18 protein-coding genes are annotated in these 16,882 nt (G+C 55.6%); 7 read left to right on the forward strand and 11 right to left on the reverse strand.

Going from position 1 to position 16,882, the window contains the following annotated elements; translation table 11 throughout:
* The first annotated feature begins 12 nt into the window (after positions 1 to 12).
* The 7 genes from mrdA (at position 13) to lipA (ending at position 7,842) form a co-directional block, all read left to right on the forward strand.
* Complete coding sequence (gene mrdA, locus IFU29_RS08365) at positions 13 to 1,917, forward strand: peptidoglycan DD-transpeptidase MrdA (protein ID WP_191933505.1); 1,905 nt, start codon at positions 13 to 15, stop codon at positions 1,915 to 1,917.
* 6 nt (positions 1,918 to 1,923) lie between these two features.
* Positions 1,924 to 3,036 (forward strand): peptidoglycan glycosyltransferase MrdB, encoded by a 1,113-nt coding sequence (gene mrdB, locus IFU29_RS08370; RefSeq protein WP_062745322.1) that lies wholly within the window; start codon positions 1,924 to 1,926, stop codon positions 3,034 to 3,036.
* An 11-nt stretch (positions 3,037 to 3,047) separates the two neighbouring features.
* The gene (gene rlpA, locus IFU29_RS08375; protein WP_191933506.1) at positions 3,048 to 4,196 is read left to right on the forward strand and encodes an endolytic peptidoglycan transglycosylase RlpA; all 1,149 of its coding nucleotides are present in this window, start codon (positions 3,048 to 3,050) and stop codon (positions 4,194 to 4,196) included.
* Positions 4,197 to 4,294: 98 nt separating this feature from the next.
* The gene (gene dacA, locus IFU29_RS08380) at positions 4,295 to 5,506 is read left to right on the forward strand and encodes a D-alanyl-D-alanine carboxypeptidase DacA (protein WP_191933507.1); all 1,212 of its coding nucleotides are present in this window, start codon (positions 4,295 to 4,297) and stop codon (positions 5,504 to 5,506) included.
* A 174-nt stretch (positions 5,507 to 5,680) separates the two neighbouring features.
* The gene (gene ybeD / locus IFU29_RS08385) at positions 5,681 to 5,944 is read left to right on the forward strand and encodes a DUF493 family protein YbeD (RefSeq protein ID WP_062745316.1); all 264 of its coding nucleotides are present in this window, start codon (positions 5,681 to 5,683) and stop codon (positions 5,942 to 5,944) included.
* 84 nt (positions 5,945 to 6,028) lie between these two features.
* Positions 6,029 to 6,688 carry a lipoyl(octanoyl) transferase LipB gene (gene lipB, locus IFU29_RS08390; RefSeq protein WP_191933508.1) on the forward strand — a complete coding sequence of 220 codons (660 nt, stop codon included), beginning with the start codon at positions 6,029 to 6,031 and terminating at the stop codon, positions 6,686 to 6,688.
* Between the two features lie 188 nt (positions 6,689 to 6,876).
* Positions 6,877 to 7,842 (forward strand): lipoyl synthase, encoded by a 966-nt coding sequence (gene lipA / locus IFU29_RS08395; protein ID WP_191933509.1) that lies wholly within the window; start codon positions 6,877 to 6,879, stop codon positions 7,840 to 7,842.
* A 100-nt stretch (positions 7,843 to 7,942) separates the two neighbouring features.
* On the opposite strand, the gene tatE is transcribed toward lipA, so the two are convergent.
* The 11 genes from tatE to ltnD all read right to left on the reverse strand — a co-directional run bounded on the left by tatE (position 7,943) and on the right by ltnD (position 16,835).
* Complete coding sequence (gene tatE, locus IFU29_RS08400; protein WP_191933510.1) at positions 7,943 to 8,149, reverse strand: twin-arginine translocase subunit TatE; 207 nt, start codon at positions 8,147 to 8,149, stop codon at positions 7,943 to 7,945.
* A gap of 114 nt (positions 8,150 to 8,263) precedes the next feature.
* Complete coding sequence (locus IFU29_RS08405; RefSeq protein ID WP_191933666.1) at positions 8,264 to 9,052, reverse strand: deaminated glutathione amidase; 789 nt, start codon at positions 9,050 to 9,052, stop codon at positions 8,264 to 8,266.
* 3 nt (positions 9,053 to 9,055) lie between these two features.
* Positions 9,056 to 9,481 carry a GNAT family N-acetyltransferase gene (locus IFU29_RS08410; RefSeq protein ID WP_191933511.1) on the reverse strand — a complete coding sequence of 142 codons (426 nt, stop codon included), beginning with the start codon at positions 9,479 to 9,481 and terminating at the stop codon, positions 9,056 to 9,058.
* 393 nt (positions 9,482 to 9,874) lie between these two features.
* Complete coding sequence (gene cspE / locus IFU29_RS08415; RefSeq protein ID WP_004156612.1) at positions 9,875 to 10,084, reverse strand: transcription antiterminator/RNA stability regulator CspE; 210 nt, start codon at positions 10,082 to 10,084, stop codon at positions 9,875 to 9,877.
* Between the two features lie 151 nt (positions 10,085 to 10,235).
* Positions 10,236 to 10,760: a lipid IV(A) palmitoyltransferase PagP gene (gene pagP / locus IFU29_RS08420; protein WP_191933512.1), complete on the reverse strand. Its 525-nt coding sequence runs from the start codon at positions 10,758 to 10,760 to the stop codon at positions 10,236 to 10,238.
* 829 nt (positions 10,761 to 11,589) lie between these two features.
* Positions 11,590 to 11,673: a membrane protein gene (locus IFU29_RS22985; RefSeq protein ID WP_017346848.1), complete on the reverse strand. Its 84-nt coding sequence runs from the start codon at positions 11,671 to 11,673 to the stop codon at positions 11,590 to 11,592.
* Between the two features lie 87 nt (positions 11,674 to 11,760).
* Complete coding sequence (locus IFU29_RS08425; protein WP_191933513.1) at positions 11,761 to 13,116, reverse strand: GntP family transporter; 1,356 nt, start codon at positions 13,114 to 13,116, stop codon at positions 11,761 to 11,763.
* 143 nt (positions 13,117 to 13,259) lie between these two features.
* Positions 13,260 to 14,036: an HPr family phosphocarrier protein gene (locus tag IFU29_RS08430; RefSeq protein WP_191933514.1), complete on the reverse strand. Its 777-nt coding sequence runs from the start codon at positions 14,034 to 14,036 to the stop codon at positions 13,260 to 13,262.
* A 2-nt stretch (positions 14,037 to 14,038) separates the two neighbouring features.
* Complete coding sequence (gene otnC / locus IFU29_RS08435) at positions 14,039 to 14,662, reverse strand: 3-oxo-tetronate 4-phosphate decarboxylase (RefSeq protein ID WP_191933515.1); 624 nt, start codon at positions 14,660 to 14,662, stop codon at positions 14,039 to 14,041.
* Positions 14,659 to 15,921: a 3-oxo-tetronate kinase gene (gene otnK, locus IFU29_RS08440; RefSeq protein ID WP_191933516.1), complete on the reverse strand. Its 1,263-nt coding sequence runs from the start codon at positions 15,919 to 15,921 to the stop codon at positions 14,659 to 14,661. The genes otnC and otnK overlap by 4 nt, the downstream gene beginning before the upstream one ends.
* Positions 15,921 to 16,835 carry an L-threonate dehydrogenase gene (gene ltnD / locus IFU29_RS08445; RefSeq protein ID WP_191933517.1) on the reverse strand — a complete coding sequence of 305 codons (915 nt, stop codon included), beginning with the start codon at positions 16,833 to 16,835 and terminating at the stop codon, positions 15,921 to 15,923. The genes otnK and ltnD overlap by 1 nt, the downstream gene beginning before the upstream one ends.
* Positions 16,836 to 16,882 lie beyond the last annotated feature (47 nt).

A 16,882-nucleotide genomic window follows, 5' to 3' on the forward strand; every position in this document is an offset into this window, starting at 1 on the left:
ACAAAGCAGCGGATGAAATTACAACGTAACTCCTTTCGTGACTACACCGCCGAGCAGACGCTGTTTGTTCGCCGGGCTCTGATCGCATTTTTTGGCATTATTGTGCTCTCCGGTGTACTGGTAGCAAATCTTTACCACCTGCAAATCGTTCGCTTTGACGACTACAGAACCCGCTCTAACGAGAACCGTATTAAACTGGTTCCTGTCGCGCCCAGCCGTGGCATTATCTACGATCGTAACGGCATTCCGCTGGCGCTTAACCGCACCATTTATCAGCTTGAGCTGATGCCGGAAAAAGTGGATAACCTGCAAAAAACACTGCAGGAGCTGAAACCGATTGTCGATCTGACCGATGAAGATATCGACGCATTTCAAAAAGAGCGCAAACGCTCGCGCCGCTTTACCTCGATTGCCGTGAAAACCAGCCTGAACGACGTTCAGGTAGCGCGTTTCGCCGTCAATCAGTACCGTTTCCCCGGCGTTGAAGTTAAAGGCTATCAGCGACGTTACTACCCTTATGGCTCGGCGCTCACCCACGTTCTGGGCTATGTCTCCAAGATTAATGACCGCGATGTTGAGCGTCTGGATAAAGAAGGCAAGTGGCCCAATTACGCGGCGACCCATGATATCGGTAAGCTGGGCATCGAACGCTATTACGAAGATGTGCTGCACGGTAAAACCGGTTATGAAGAGGTGGAAGTCAATAACCGGGGCCGCGTGATCCGCCAGCTGCATGAACAGTCGCCCCAGGCCGGTCGCGATATCTATCTGACGATTGACCTGAAGCTGCAGCAGTACATTGAAACCCTGCTGACCGGCAGCCGTGCGGCGGTGGTGGTCACCGACCCGCGTAATGGTGAAATTCTGGCGATGGTTTCCATGCCCAGCTACGATCCTAACCTCTTTGTCGATGGGATCTCCAGCAAGGACTACAACGGCCTGCTGCATGATGAAAACCGTCCGCTGATTAACCGCGCCACCCAGGGGGCCTATCCACCGGCCTCCACGGTTAAGCCTTACATTGCGGTATCGGCGCTGACCGCAGGGGTGATCACTCGCAATACCTCGCTGTTCGATCCCGGCTGGTGGCAGCTTCCCGGTTCAGAGAAGCGCTTCCGCGACTGGAAACGCTGGGGGCATGGCCGCCTGAATGTCACCAAGTCCCTTGAAGAATCAGCGGATACCTTCTTCTACCAGGTCGCCTATGATATGGGCATTGACCGCCTGAGCGAATGGATGACCAAGTTTGGCTACGGGCATCTGACGGGCATCGATCTGATCGAAGAAACACCGGGCAACATGCCGACCCGCGAGTGGAAAATGAAGCGCTTTAAGAAACCCTGGTATCAGGGGGACACCATCCCGGTAGGCATCGGCCAGGGCTACTGGACAGCGACGCCGGTACAAATGAACAAAGCGCTGATGATCCTGATTAACGATGGGGTGATCAAAACCCCGCACCTGATGATGGATACGATGCAGGGCGGAGTGAAAGTGCCGTGGCGTCAGCCACAGAGCGCCCCTATCGCCGACATTCATACTGGTTACTGGGAAATTGCCAAAGACGGGATGTACGGCGTGGCCAACCGTCCGAACGGTACGGCACGTAAAAGCTTCGAAGATGCGCCATATAAAATCGCCGCCAAGTCCGGTACGGCACAGGTATTTGGTCTGAAAGCCAACGAGACCTACAATGCCCACAAACTGACCGAACGTCTGCGCGATCATAAGCTGATGACAGCCTTTGCCCCTTATGACCACCCGCGCGTGGCCGTCAGTATCATTCTTGAAAATGGCGGCGCAGGACCGGCAGTCGGCACCATCATGCGCCAAATCCTCGACCATATTATCCTTGGCGATAACAATACTAACCTGCCTGACGCTGCCCCCACGCCGCCAGGCTATGAAGGTGAATAACCGGTTATGAATGATAGCCATCAGAAAAAGACAATCTGGACACGAATCCATATTGATCCCCTGTTTTGTCTGATCATCACCGCGCTGTTAGTTTACAGCGCGCTGGTGATGTGGAGCGCCAGCGGCCAGGATCCGGGCATGATGGAGCGTAAGCTGGGACAGATTGCCATGGGGGTGATCGTCATGCTGGTCATGGCGCAGATCCCACCGCGCGTCTATGAAGGCTGGGCACCCTATCTGTACATTATTTGTGTAATCTTACTGATTGCCGTTGATGCCTTTGGCCATATCAGTAAAGGGGCACAGCGCTGGCTTGATCTGGGCGTCGTCCGTTTTCAGCCGTCCGAGATTGCCAAAATTGCCGTACCGCTGATGGTCGCGCGGTTTATCAACCGCGATGTCTGTCCACCGACGTTGAAAAACACCGGTATCGCTCTGGTACTGATCTTTATGCCGACCCTGCTGGTGGCCGCTCAGCCCGACCTCGGGACTTCTATTCTGATCGCTGCCTCAGGGCTGTTTGTGCTGTTCCTGTCCGGCATGAGCTGGAAGCTGATCGCCGTCGCCGTGCTGCTGGTGGCCGCTTTTATTCCGATCCTGTGGTTCTTCCTGATGCATGACTATCAGCGTGACCGCGTGATGATGCTGCTCGATCCGGAAAGCGACCCGCTGGGCGCTGGCTATCATATCATTCAGTCGAAGATTGCCATTGGCTCCGGAGGGCTGCGCGGTAAAGGCTGGCTGCACGGCACGCAGTCGCAGCTTGAGTTCCTGCCCGAGCGCCACACCGACTTTATTTTTGCCGTCCTGGCAGAAGAATTAGGATTAGTCGGCGTGCTGGTTCTGCTGATACTCTACGTGCTTCTGATTATGCGCGGCCTGACCATGGCCGCCCGCGCGCAGACAACCTTTGGGCGCGTGATGGCCGGTGGCATGATGCTGATCTTCTTTGTTTATGTCTTCGTAAACATCGGTATGGTCAGCGGCATTTTGCCGGTGGTTGGGGTACCGTTACCGCTGGTCAGTTACGGGGGTTCCGCGCTGATCGTTCTGATGGCCGGGTTCGGGATCATTATGTCGATTCACACCCATCGAAAACTGTTGTCGAAGAGCGTTTAAGAGGCACACACATGCGTAAGGATTGGCTTTGGATTGCCCTGGCGTCAGCGATGCTGGCAGCCTGTACTACTGACAGCGACCAGCAAGCGCCTGTCACCCAGCAGCAGGCGGCCTATAATGGCCCGGTTGTCGAAATCGGCGGGGCAGAGCCGCGCTATGAACCCGTTAATCCCGGGACTAACCAGGATTACTCGGTGAACGGCAAAAATTATAAAATTGTCAAAGATCCGTCCAACTTCAGCCAGGTTGGCCTGGCCGCCTGGTACGGTGAAGAAGCCAACGGCAACCGCACCGCAACCGGTGAAACTTTCGATCCGAACGCCATGACCGCCGCGCATCCCACCCTGCCGCTGCCCAGCTATGTTCGCGTTACCAATATCGCCAATGGTCGTATGATTGTGGTGCGTGTCAACGATCGCGGCCCTTATACCCCGGGCCGCATTATCGATCTGTCGCGCGCCGCGGGCGACCGCCTGAATATCTCGAACAACAGTAAAGTCCGCATCGATTATATTAATGTGGCACCGGACGGAACCCTGTCGGGCCCGGGTACCATCGGTACCACCGTCGCGAAGCAGAGCTATGCCCTGCCCGCCCGCCCGGACATTGGCGGGGGTATGGCGGTGATGGGCGGCGGTGCAGCAGCAGCACCGTCCATGTCATCACAGCCGGTACAGTATTCCAGCCCTCAGCCGCAGGAAACCGACCAGCAATCGACGCGCCCGGTGGATAACAGCACGCTGACCGGGGGTGACAGTTCCACCGGTGCTCCGGTGCGCAGCAGTGGCTTCCTCGGCGCAGCACAGCCCTTACCGGGTGGCGTACTGGAAAGCAGTGAGCCGGTATCAGCCGCACCCGCCGCCGCCAGTGCTGCAGCGGTTTCCGCCCCTGCCGCTGTATCACAACCTGCGGCCAGCAGTACCGGCGGCAACTATGTGGTGCAGGTCGGAGCCCTGAAAGACGGCCCACGCGCACAGGCGCTGGCCACCAGCCTGGGTAAGCAGTTTGGCGTGCCGGGCTCCGTCGAGAGCAGCGGTAACGTTTACCGCGTACAGTTGGGTCGCTTCACCTCCCGCCAGCAGGCTGCCGCATTACAGCAGCGCCTGGCAAGCGAAGCGCAGCAACAATCGTTTATTACCGTCGCACCTGGCTCAATGTAATTCTCTGTGGCCCCCCTGATTTAGGCGGGTCCCGGCTGGATGATTTTGCTATAGTGAGTCACTTTTTTAACCTAGCCCATGGATGTTGTCGTCCTTACATGAACACTCTCAAGCCATCCCGACTGCTCAAACGCCTGACCACAGGCACGCTTATCGCCCTCAGCCTCAACGTTGTCGCCTATGCTGACGACCTGAACATCAAAACCATGATCCCCGGCGTGCCGGAGATTGATGCTGAAGCCTACGTTCTGATCGACTACAACTCAGGGAAGGTGCTGGCTGAGAAAAACGCCGATGCACGCCGTGACCCGGCGAGCCTGACGAAAATGATGACCAGCTATGTCATCGGCCAGGCGGTTAAAGCCGGTAAAATCCATCAGGATGATATCGTCACCGTCGGGAAAGACGCCTGGGCAACCGGTAATCCGGTATTCAAGGGCTCATCGCTGATGTTCCTGAAACCCGGCGACCGCGTACCAGTGTCACAGCTGACACGCGGCATCGTCCTGCAATCAGGTAACGATGCCTGCGTAGCCATGGCTGATTATGTCGCCGGCAGCCAGGACGCGTTCGTGGGCCTGATGAATAACTACGTAAAAGCGCTTGGTCTGCAAAACACCCATTTCCAGACGGTCCACGGTCTGGATGCCGAAGGTCAGTACAGCTCACCGCGCGATATGGCGCTGATTGGCCGGGCGCTGATCCGTGACGTACCGGACGAATATGCGGTTTACCACGAAAAAGAGTTTACCTTCAATAATATCCGCCAGATGAACCGTAATGGTCTGCTGTGGGATACCAGCCTGAATGTCGACGGCATCAAAACCGGGCACACGGAAGCCGCCGGTTATAACCTGGTCGCCTCAGCCACCGAAGGCCAGATGCGTCTGATCTCTGCGGTAATGGGCGGTCGCACCTACAAAGGTCGTGAAACCGAAAGTAAGAAACTGCTGACGTGGGGCTTCCGCTTCTTTGAAACTGTTGCCCCCCTGAAGGCGGGTAAAGAATTCGCCTCTGAGCCGGTCTGGTTCGGTAACAGTGACCGCGTACAGCTGGGCGTTGAGAAAGATGTCTTCCTGACCATTCCGCGCGGCCGGATGAAAGATCTGAAAGCCAGCTACACCCTGACCAACACCGAACTGCACGCTCCGCTGCAGAAAAACCAGGTAGTGGGCAGCATTAACTTCCAGCTGGATGGAAAAACCATTGAGCAGCACCCGCTGGTGGTGCTGAACGCAATGCCGGAAGGCGGTTTCTTTGGTCGCATCGTGGATTATATCAAACTGATGTTCCACCACTGGTTTGGTTGATCACCCCGTTTTTTAGCGCCGTTCACCCTCGGTATGACGCGTGAACCGCTACCCGCCTGAAGGGCCGATCACCAGATCGGCCCTACTTGAAATATCCCTGAAATATCCCCATATTGTTAGTATCTGTGAACTCCTGCTGCGGCAGGAGTACTTGTTTGTGTCACCGGAGTCCCTATGAAAACCAATCTTAAAGAACTGCTCGAATTCCCCACCTCTTTTACCTATAAAGTGATGGGTCTGGCACAGCCGGAGCTGGTCGATCAAGTGGTTGAAGTCGTACAGCGCCATGCGCCAGGCGATTACTCTCCGGACGTCAAGCCCAGCAGTAAAGGCAACTATCACTCCGTGTCGATTACCATTACGGCAACCCACATCGAGCAGGTAGAGACCCTGTACGATGAGCTGGGCAAGATTGAAATTGTCCGCATGGTACTGTAACCCTGACGTCGGGCGGGGCAGGCTGGTTCTTGCCCTGTACCGACGTTATACTGCTCCCCTCTTCAGCCAACCGGATCCTCCGTTTTGTCTCAACATACCCTGATTGTACGCCAGCTTGGCATCCAGCCCTGGGCCCCTGTCTCTCTCGCCATGCACCAGTTTACCGACCAGCGTCATGATGAAACGCCGGACGAAATCTGGCTGGTGGAACACCTGCCGGTCTTTACTCAGGGCCAGGCGGGTAAAAGCGAACATCTGCTGATGCCCGGCGATATTCCGGTGATGCAGAGCGATCGCGGTGGTCAGGTGACCTACCACGGACCCGGTCAGCAGGTGATGTATGTGATGATCAATCTGAAGCGTCGTAAGGTCGGTGTGCGTCAGCTGGTTACCGCTCTGGAACAGACCGTGATCGCGACTCTGGCTCGCTTTTCCGTCAGCGCCAGCGCGCGGGCTGATGCGCCGGGCGTCTACGTAGACGATAAAAAAATCTGCTCGCTCGGGTTACGTATCCGGCACGGCTGCTCGTTTCACGGGCTGGCCCTGAATGTCGACATGGATTTAACGCCCTTTCTGCGTATTAATCCCTGCGGTTATGCCGGGATGGAGATGACGCAGCTGTCGGCCCTTACCCCCAGGGTGACCCCCGACGATGTGCGCCCCCTGCTGATTGCCAATTTTGCCAGTCAGCTGGCAATAACTGACGTTTCCTGGAGCGAAAACACCCAACTGCCGTTAAGATAAGGGCGGGGGTATGTTGATTTACAATTCTGTAACGCTTTCTCGCTCAGGCAGGCTGAATCTGTTGCAAGGAGGTGATATAATTTTTTGCGCTTTTTCAAATAAAGTTGAAAATCACCAACTCATTGAGTGTTCGCGGCTGTTTTAGCACCCTACAGATTGCCGCAATCCAACCTGGAACCTGCAAGAATATGAGTAAACCTATCGTGATGGAACGCGGTGTTAAATACCGCGACGCAGACAAAATGGCACTGATCCCGGTGAAAACCGTGGTCACCGAGCGCACGGAGATCTTACGTAAGCCGGAGTGGATGCGTATTAAGCTTCCCGCTGATTCCAGCCGCATCCAGGGCATCAAAGCCGCGATGCGTAAAAATGGTCTGCACTCCGTTTGCGAAGAGGCCTCCTGCCCTAACCTTGCTGAATGCTTCAACCACGGTACGGCAACCTTTATGATTTTGGGTGCCATCTGCACGCGTCGCTGCCCGTTCTGCGATGTGGCCCACGGTCGTCCAATGACCCCGGATGCGAACGAACCCGGTAAGCTGGCACAGACTATTGCTGATATGGCGCTGCGCTACGTGGTGATCACCTCCGTGGACCGAGACGATCTGCGCGACGGGGGGGCACAGCATTTTGCCGACTGTATCCGCGCGATCCGCGAGAAAAGCCCGGCGATTAAAATCGAAACGCTGGTCCCTGACTTCCGCGGTCGTATGGATCGCGCCCTTGAAATCCTGATTGATACACCACCGGATGTGTTTAACCACAACCTGGAAAACGTGCCGCGCGTGTATCGTCAGGTCCGTCCTGGCGCGAACTATGACTGGTCACTGAAGCTGCTGGAGCGTTTTAAAGAAGCACACCCGGACATCCCGACCAAGTCGGGCCTGATGGTCGGCCTGGGCGAAACCAACGCGGAGATCGTGGAAGTCATGCGCGATCTGCGCCGTCACGGTGTCACCATGCTGACGCTGGGGCAGTATCTCTCGCCAAGCCGTCACCATCTTCCGGTACAGCGTTATGTCAGCCCGGCTGAGTTCGATGAAATGAAAGAGGCCGCAATGGACATGGGCTTCACTCATGCAGCCTGTGGCCCGTTTGTGCGCTCCTCTTATCATGCCGATATGCAGGCGAAGGGGTTAGAGGTTAAATAAAAGAGCTTCTGCGATCTGACAGATCGTGATACGCCGCCGGCCAGCCCCGGCCCAAAAAAAAACGGATGACAGCGTCATCCGTTTTTTTATGCGGTCAGCCTCATTCTTTATGAGTAACCTGCCCGGCGGGTTTTTCTTCTGTCGCCATTTTTTGCGCGGCGGAAGTGTCGTCATCATTCATCGCCTTTTTGAACCCCTTGATGGCTGAACCTAAGTCCCCACCCAGGGTGCGCAGCTTTTTGGTTCCGAATAACAGGACGATTAATGCGCCAACGATCAGCAATTTGGCGAGACTGATACCTTCCATACTTACCTTCTTTAATTAACCTGACCACCGATACTCGTGATTACGCGAGCACACCGGGAAGTATTAACGCGCGCTTCGCAGGGCAATTCAACCGCAAGCTGTAACAAAAGGTGTTCAGGAGAGTTCAGGACGCCCGAAACGACGGTTAACCAGCACCGGAAGAGCACGGCGAACATCAGCAATACGTTCGGGGTCAACGTCGGCAAGCACCAGCGCCGGCCCCTCAGCCGCCTGGGCAATGGCAACACCGAGCGGGTCTACCACCATACTGTGACCAATATTGCGCGGCCCGCACTCCCCGGTAGCCAGCACGTAGCAGGTATTTTCCAGCGCCCGCGCCGTGATCAGCACCTCCCAGTGCTTCTCTTTCATCGGCCCACGCACCCATGCCGCCGGTAACACCAGCAGATCGGCCCCGTCCAGCACCAGACGACGTGCCAGTTCAGGAAAACGGATGTCATAGCAGGTCATCAGCCCGACCTTCAGGCCATCCACATCGATCAGCGGGGGGATGCTGTCGCCAGGGCTTACATTACGTGACTCCTGGACCGCAAAAGCATCGTAGAGGTGGAGTTTGTCATAGCGGGCAAGGAGGGTGCCACCACGCATCGCGACCAGCACGTTGCGTACCCGTCCGCCCTCATCCGGCACGTGCAGAGTCAGCACGGTGGTCAGGTTATTCTTGCCGCTGGCAGCCAGCAGCTGGCTGAGAAAGGGGCCATCCAGTGCCTGAGCAGACTTCACCGCCAGATCGGGATCGGTGATGTCTCTTGCCAGCACGGCCTCCGGCAGCACCAGCAGCCGCGCACCCTGTTGCTCTGCCTGCTGCATCAGTCCAACGCAGGTCCGGGCATTGTCCTGCCATTCACGACTGACGGCAAACTGCCCCAAAGCCACTTTCATCATTCAGTTCAGCTCTTTGATGTGGTAACGCGGTGATTCATCGTAGCCTTCACGCGCGTAGAACGCATTCGCTTTTTCGCGGCGCTGGTGACAGTGCACTTCCATCCGGTCGCAGGCACGCTGGCGGGCCAGCTGTTCAGCATGCTGCAGCAACTGCTGGCCGGCACCTTTACTGCGTTCCCCCTCCGCAATACAGAAATAGCTGATACGGGCAAAATCCCCGGCCAGGGCCAGCTGAGGGATAAAATGCAGCGACAGAAAGCCCAGCACCGTATCACCGTGTTCAGCAATCAGCAGGCGTTCAGTCTCATCAATCATCAGCTGGGCGAGGCGACGCTCAATAAACGGTGCCGTATCGGCGTACCCCAGCTCGGCTAACAGTGCGCTGAGGGCAAAGGCATCTTTCGATTCGGCCAGACGAATATTCATGGGTCATTCTCCGCAATATGCCAGCAGCAGGGGTTAACAGGTGAAGTTTCCTGTCTGAAGTTATAGCGTCCACAGGGCAGTACAGGCAAGGAGCCAGATCACAGGCTCATGTTACAAAAGCTGACTGGTGTAAAAAAGAGGCGATTTTTCATCCGCCCGGCACAATTTAATGTTTCCTTAATACTGCTGCGGCACACTGAAGAGAATCCTACCCGCAGAGATGATAGCCATGCACCTCCTTCCCCGCACCCGAAATGAATATGTCGCCGTCCTGCTCACGGGCGCGGCGACCCTCTTCTGGCTGGCAGAATATTTTACGCCGTAAAATTCTGGCGCAACAGAAGCAAAAAAAAACCCGCCTTCAGGCGGGTTTTTAAAATTCTGTCTGATAACTTAAATAGCGGCAACGTTAGCAGCAGATGGGCCTTTGGCACCGTTGGTGATTTCGAACTCTACGCGCTGACCTTCAGCCAGAGTTTTGAAACCATTGCTCTGGATGGCAGAGAAGTGAACGAACACATCTTTGCTACCATCTTCAGGAGTAATGAAACCGAATCCCTTGGACTCATTAAACCACTTAACGCTACCTTTGATCTTAGACATCTATATTACCTTTACATGAAAAATGGACACTAAACTGTGTCGGGGGTTAGTACAGCAATTGCCACGGCTTTTGTCCAGTAGCCGACGACGAAAAAGTGATAAATATCGCTTTTTTTACCATAGGTCATTTTTATCCCCCCCTTACTGGCAGTTAAAACTGCCAGCGTAACCAGGCGAAATATACGTTGCCGTTATTGTAAGTTCCTGGAATGTAAGTCATCTGAAAGGTTGCCGGACCATAGCCTACAGATGCCAGAGGCAAGACTAGCGGAATGGGAATATAGTTCCAGTTATCACGCATTGTTACCCCAGCGGTATAACCTAAACCCAGACGAAAATCCGCATTACTAACCGGCCGCCAGGTCTTTTCCCAGCCATAACCGCCGATCGGTTCCCACTTGTTGTAGGAGTCTTTAAACGCCATCAGGTAGATGCCGTTCCAGTTGCCCTTATCGTCATAGCGAGAGACGCCCCCGCCCGCGCCCCAGGGGCGTTCATTGTAGCGGTCGGTCTTCTCTTTGTCATAGGTCCAGCGGTTATGCCAGGTAATGGCGGGAACATAGAGATCCACCGTTTGAGGTTCGTTCCACGTCTGGCTGACATTATTACTGAAGGTATGCCAGGTGCTGGCAACGCCATTCATTAGCGTTGCTGACTGGGCTTGACCCAAAGTCATTCCACCGAGCAATGTCGACAGAATTAAGGCTGTTTTTTTATTCACGATGTTTCACTGCTCCCTGGATGATAGCGACCTGCAACATCCGCGTCGTTTGTCAGAATTACTGACAAAAAGTATTACTTCTTCGATTAATCATTATATATAAGACAGTTAAACGTCCCATTAATCAGTGATGCCTGTCTGACAGGTGAACAGGGCTTTCTATTTTTTTATATTATATAACATAAGGATATAAAAAAATATAATTGCCCTACGGAAATATAACATTAGGGAAATTCGCCAATATCAGGAACCTACTTTCCAAAAAGCGCGATTAATTTGACCTTTCAGAATTGAATTATCGATGATGAAAACGTTAACTTGATGAATATCATCACAATACTTAAAAAATGATGTTTCCAATCCCGATCAGCCTTAACCAAAAGCAGTATTAATAAATAAAAACAATATAAATCAAACTGTTAAATATAATAACACCCTGGTTTGATTAATAAATATTATTTATAGATCTCTGTGGATTTTTTGATAAGATAATTCTCATCCAATGCAGCTCAGGAAGAGTAGAGGCGATGAAAATGCTAAGGTGTGGCAGATGCGGAAGTACCAAATTCAAATTTACGACATCTGTGGGTAATAACGAAGAACAGCACGGTGCCGTCTGCGCCGTTTGCCACAAGCGCCTGAATGCGCATGATACCTGCGACCGATCGGCTGAGAAAGGGTCCTCAAGGCTGGCCGGAGACGATCGCCAGGCAAAAAGAACGGGGCCAGCCTGTCGCTGACCCCGTGTTTTGAAACAGTGCAGTCACACCCTGTCTGCCTTCGATCAGAAAATGAGCTTAAATACGCCCGTAATCGTCAGCAGGCCGACGATGAAAATGATCGCAATAATCCAGAGAATAATTTTCATTCCTTGCCCTCTTCTCAATAAAAAAGTCACTACCACGTAGTGACTTAAGTATAGAAGAAGATTTCAGTTTCGCGTCTGGCGTCGTGACTAGATCATCAGAGACAGCAGCCAGACCAGCACAAACCCCGTCAGCCCCATCGCCGTCGTCAGTACCGTCCAGGTTTTCAGGCCATCCGCCACCGACAGGCCAAGGTAGCGCGTCACAACCCAGAAACCGGCATCATTGACGTGGGACAGCCCCAGCCCACCGAAGCAGGCCGAAAGCGTCACCAGCACCAGTTGCATATCACTCAGTCCAGTTACCGCCTGGGTCAGCAGTCCGCTGGTGGTTAAGATAGCCACGGTAGCAGACCCCTGCGAAGCGCGCAGTGCCAGAGAAAGGATGAACGCCGCGGGGATCAGCGGCAGGTGGATGGTCTCCAGCGACAGCGCCAGCGCATTGCCTACGCCGGATTCGACCAGCACCTTACCAAAGGCTCCCCCTGCCCCGGCTACCAGAATCACCCCTGCTGAACCGGGAATCGCCCGATCGAGAAGCTCACTCAGTTTATCTTTACTCCAGCCACGGCGCAGGCCTAACAGCCAGGCAGAGAGGGCAAGGGCAATCAGCAATGCAATGGCCGGTGTCCCTATCAGGGTAAGGCACTGCCGCAGTGTACTGCCTTCCGCTAATACGCTGTGCGCCAGCGTACCCACCACGATCAGCACAATGGGCACGACAATTAGCGAGGAGATCAGCCAGGCTCCCGGCGGTTGCTCCTGGTTCTGGCGCGGGCTGCTCTCCGGCTTTGCCAGCTGAAGCTGCTCCAGCACATCAAGTGAGAGATGATACTGACGCCGGTTCATGCCCTTTGCGACAAAGTACCCCACCACTCCAACCGGAACCGACACACCGATCCCCAGCAGCATCAGCCAGCCCATATCGGCGCCTAACAGCCCGGCCGCCGCCGCCGCTCCGGGATGCGTCGGCAACGCCACATGAACGGTTAACATCACCCCGGCCATGGGCAGGCCGTACTTAAGCGGCGATACGCGCGCCACTTTGGTGAAACCGTAAATCAGCGGGATCACGATGATAAAGCCCACTTCAAAGAAGACCGGAATGCCCAGAATAAAAGCGGCCATCGTCAGCGCTGCGACGGTCCGCTTCACGCCCAGGGTATGGGTGAAACGCTGCGCCAGGGACTCTGCCCCGCCGGACGATTCAATAATTGCTCCGAGCATTGCCCCCAGCACAATAATGATGGTGATTGATCCCAGCAGCCCCCCCATTCCGGAAACAATGACTTTCATGATGTTATCGGCCGGAATACCGGTCGATATCGCCACCAGCAGGCTGACGACAATCAGCGCGACAAACGGATGAACCCTGGCTTTGATGACCAGTAACAGCAGTATCAGCACGCTGGCGACAGCAATAGTGAGTAACAGGGCAGTAGACATCTTTTCAGCCTCACAGGATTTTAGTTATATGCAGTGCTCTGCAGCACCGTTCTTTTCTCTCTTTCCCCGGCCCGCCGCCTGATTCAGGCAGCAAAAAGCCAGCGCTGCGTGCAGAACACGCAGCGTCAGTAAAAACAACGCCGTTATTTGTAAGCGTTAAACCAGCCCAGTCCTTCCAGCGTGGTGGTGCGGGGGAAATATTCGCAGCCGATCCAGCCGGTATAACCGCTGCGATCCAGCAGATCGAACAGCCACGGATAGTTGATCTCCCCTTCATCCGGCTCGTGGCGATCCGGCGCAGAAGCAATCTGGATATGCTGGTACTGCCCGACATAGTCAGCAATCAGATGGCTTAAGTTGCCATCCACCCGCTGGGCATGGAAAAGATCGAGCTGACTGAACACCCCCGGCCGGTCGATACGCTTCAGCATCTCCAGCACCTGATACTGACTGGCGTAGAGGTAACGGGGCTTCGTCACCGGATTCAGCGCTTCAAGCAGAATACGCACCCCGTGCGGAGCAAACTTTGCGGCGGCATAGCGTACGTTATCAATAAAGGTGCGGCAGTAAGCCTCACGATCGGCACCATCCGGGACGACCGCCGCCATGATATGCACCTGACGGCAGTTGAGCGCCAGCGCATACCCCAGGGCGCGGTCAATATCCTCACGAGCATCGGCTTCACGACCCGGGATAGCCGCAACGCCCCACTCACCTGCCGCGGTATTGCCCGGAGCCGTGTTAAATAACACCAGCTCCAGATGATTGCGGACTAAGGCCTGCCTGATCGCCCCGGCCTCATGGTCGTAGGGAAACAGAAACTCCACTCCGTGAAAACCGGCTTCTGCCGCCGCATCAAAACGCGACAAAAACGGCAGTTCAGTAAACAGTGTGGAAAGATTGGCAGCAAATTTAGGCATATTCAGCTCCGTAATTCAGCCACTTCGTCATCGTTGAGATAACGGATTGGGCGGTCACCCAGCGTAAAGATCAGTCGGGCTGTCTCTTCCAGTTCTTCAGTGTTGTCGGCGGCTTCACGCAGGGTTTTTCCCACCACGACCGGGCCATGATTCGCCAGCAAAAACGCTTTGTAATGCGGTGCCAGTCGGGCCAGGTCCTCCCCCAGACGCGGGTCGCCGGGGCGGTAATACGGCACCACCGGCACATCCCCAACGCGCATGACCACATACGGCGTAAACGGACGAATACAGTTTTTACTGTCCAGATCCTGCAGGCAGGAGAGCGCCGTCAGGTAGAGGCAGTGCAGATGAACAATCGCACCGCACGCCGGATTATTCAGATAGATAGCACGGTGGAAGCTGATCTCTTTCGAGGGTTTATCCCCCCCGATCCACTCACCTTCCGGGGTCACTTTCGACAGCCTGTCGGCCTTAAGTTCTCCCAGGCAGGAGCCGGTTGGCGTTGCCAGCAGCGATCCATCCTCCAGGCGCATGGACAGATTCCCCGCCGATCCGGTGGCATAGCCGCGCTGGAAAAACGAGGCGCCCAGACGGACCATCTCTTCGCGAGCCTGTTGTTCAGTCATACTGCAAACTCCCTTTGTGCGCGGGCAAAAAAGTTTTCATCGCCGAAATTCCCGGATTTCAGCGCCAGCGAGACCGGCTGGCTGACGGCCCGTACCCAGGGGACGCCAGGAGAGATAGTCGGGCCGATATGAAAAGCATCGATACCCAGCGTCTGTGCGACCACTCCGGAGGTTTCGCCTCCCGCGACAATAAAGCGCTGCCAGCCGCGCTGCTGCAGGTTGCGCACCAGCGCGGAGAACAACTGCTCTACCGCCTCACTGCTGCGCTCTGCGCCGTACTGCTGCTGAATACGCTGTAAGGCTTCTGGTTCGGAGGTGGCGTACACCAGCGGTGCCAGGGGAGCGGTCTCATGCTGTGCCACCCAGTCACTGAGTTCACTGGCGTAGCCGTCGCGGTCATGCAGCGCCCGTTCCACGTCGACAGCGCAGGCTGCCGCCTGCTGACGATAGCGTGCCACCTGGCGATTGGTCATGCTGGAACAGGAGCCCGACAGCACCACAGCACGCGCGCCCTGCGGATTACCTGCGGCCTGGGCGTGCGTCGCATCATAACCTTCCGTGGCCCACTGCCGCGCCAGCCCGATAGCCAGCCCTGAACCGCCGGTCACCAGGCGCCTGTCCTTCAGGGCTTCCCCCTGGGTCAGCAGATGCTGTTCAGTCAGCGCATCCAGTACCGCATAGCGCACCCCTTCATGCGCCAGCGCCTCCAGTGCCTGCTGCACCGCTGCCGCACCGCGATCGAGCGTCTGGCTGTCAATTAATCCCGCTTTGCCGCTGCCCTGGGCTTCGATCAGACGCAGCAGATTACTGTCGGTCATGGGCGTGACCGGATGGTGACGCATCCCGGAATCCGACAGCAGCTGATCCATCACAAACAGATGCCCCTTATAGACCGTTCGCCCGTTGACCGGCAGCGATGGAGAAATAATGGTCTGCGTTTCCCCCAACGCCGCCAGCAGGGCATCGGTGACCGGGCCAATATTGCCGCGTGGCGTACTGTCAAAAGTCGAACAGTATTTAAAGTAGAACCGCTCACAGCCCTGCTCCTGCAACCAGCGCAGCGCCTGCAACGAGTCCGTCACGGCTTTTTCAGGTGCGCAGGAGCGCGATTTCAGGCTGACCACAAGGGCATCGGCCGTATGGGCCAGCGGCTGCTCAGGAACGCCGTTGACCTGCACGGTAGACATTCCGTTCTGCACCAGGAAACTGGCAATATCCGTTGCCCCGGTAAAATCATCAGCAATCACACCCAGACGCATTATTTCTGCTCCTTTTTTTCCGGCAGGGTAATGCCGCTGAAAATCTTAATCACCGCGCTGTCATCTTCGCGGCCGAAACCCGCGTTGCTGGCAGAGGTAAACATATTGAAGGCCGTAGAGGCCAGCGGCAGCGGAAAATGCAAGGCTTTCGCCGTATCCGCGACCAGCCCCAGATCTTTCACAAAAATATCCACGGCAGACTTAGGAGAATAGTCACCGTCAACCACGTGACGCATCCGGTTTTCAAACATCCACGAGTTGCCCGCCGCATGGGTCACCACGTCGTACATGGTATCCAGCGGAATACCGGCACGGGCTGCCAGCGCCATGGCTTCTGCGCCTGCCGCAATATGCACGCCCGCCAGCAACTGATGGATAATTTTTACGGTAGAGCCGAGGCCGATATCACTGCCAATGCGATACACTTTCCCGGCTACCGCATCCAGCACCGGCTGTAATCGCGTAAACGCCCGATCGCTGCCGGAAGCCATCACCGTCATCTCGCCGGTAGCGGCCTTTGCCGCCCCGCCGGACACCGGGGCATCCAGCATGATCAGCTGATAGGCGGCAAGCTGCTGCTCAATGTCCTGCGCATCCTGAGACGAGATGGTGGAAGAAACCATGACTACTGTCCCCGGTTTCAGCAGCGCGGCCAGACTATTCTCGCCAAACAGGATCTGCTTCACCTGCGTGGCGTTGACCACCAGCAGCAGCACCGCATCAAGCCGGTCGGCAAAATCACGGGCAGAGGTTTCTGCCGCCTGAGCGCCGCTGTCGCGCAGCGTCTGTAGCGCCTGTGGGTTAAGATCCACACCCCAGGTCTTCAGGCCCGCTTTAATACAGGACTGCGCGGCCCCCATGCCCATCGAACCGAGGCCAACAACACAAACCGACATTGATGCTGCGTCAGACATATGCTCTCCGTGTTAATTTTGGTGATTATTTGTTTTGATGTGTGAAG

Origin of the sequence: Erwinia persicina, assembly GCF_014838825.1 — a bacterium.
Classification (GTDB): domain Bacteria; phylum Pseudomonadota; class Gammaproteobacteria; order Enterobacterales; family Enterobacteriaceae; genus Erwinia; species Erwinia persicina_A.

Coding starts and splice junctions, on each gene's coding strand:
- IFU29_RS08410 (WP_191933511.1), bottom strand. CDS start 9,481: ATGAATATTCGTCTGGCCGAATCGAAAGATGCCTTTGCCCTCAGCGCA.
- IFU29_RS22985 (WP_017346848.1), bottom strand. CDS start 11,673: ATGAAAATTATTCTCTGGATTATTGCGATCATTTTCATCGTCGGCCTG.
- otnK (WP_191933516.1), bottom strand. CDS start 15,921: ATGCGTCTGGGTGTGATTGCTGATGATTTTACCGGGGCAACGGATATT.
- rlpA (WP_191933506.1), top strand. CDS start 3,048: ATGCGTAAGGATTGGCTTTGGATTGCCCTGGCGTCAGCGATGCTGGCA.
- IFU29_RS08430 (WP_191933514.1), bottom strand. CDS start 14,036: ATGCCTAAATTTGCTGCCAATCTTTCCACACTGTTTACTGAACTGCCG.
- mrdB (WP_062745322.1), top strand. CDS start 1,924: ATGAATGATAGCCATCAGAAAAAGACAATCTGGACACGAATCCATATT.
- ybeD (WP_062745316.1), top strand. CDS start 5,681: ATGAAAACCAATCTTAAAGAACTGCTCGAATTCCCCACCTCTTTTACC.
- dacA (WP_191933507.1), top strand. CDS start 4,295: ATGAACACTCTCAAGCCATCCCGACTGCTCAAACGCCTGACCACAGGC.
- tatE (WP_191933510.1), bottom strand. CDS start 8,149: ATGGAAGGTATCAGTCTCGCCAAATTGCTGATCGTTGGCGCATTAATC.
- pagP (WP_191933512.1), bottom strand. CDS start 10,760: ATGACTTTGGGTCAAGCCCAGTCAGCAACGCTAATGAATGGCGTTGCC.
- IFU29_RS08405 (WP_191933666.1), bottom strand. CDS start 9,052: ATGAAAGTGGCTTTGGGGCAGTTTGCCGTCAGTCGTGAATGGCAGGAC.
- ltnD (WP_191933517.1), bottom strand. CDS start 16,835: ATGTCTGACGCAGCATCAATGTCGGTTTGTGTTGTTGGCCTCGGTTCG.
- IFU29_RS08425 (WP_191933513.1), bottom strand. CDS start 13,116: ATGTCTACTGCCCTGTTACTCACTATTGCTGTCGCCAGCGTGCTGATA.
- otnC (WP_191933515.1), bottom strand. CDS start 14,662: ATGACTGAACAACAGGCTCGCGAAGAGATGGTCCGTCTGGGCGCCTCG.
- mrdA (WP_191933505.1), top strand. CDS start 13: ATGAAATTACAACGTAACTCCTTTCGTGACTACACCGCCGAGCAGACG.
- cspE (WP_004156612.1), bottom strand. CDS start 10,084: ATGTCTAAGATCAAAGGTAGCGTTAAGTGGTTTAATGAGTCCAAGGGA.
- lipA (WP_191933509.1), top strand. CDS start 6,877: ATGAGTAAACCTATCGTGATGGAACGCGGTGTTAAATACCGCGACGCA.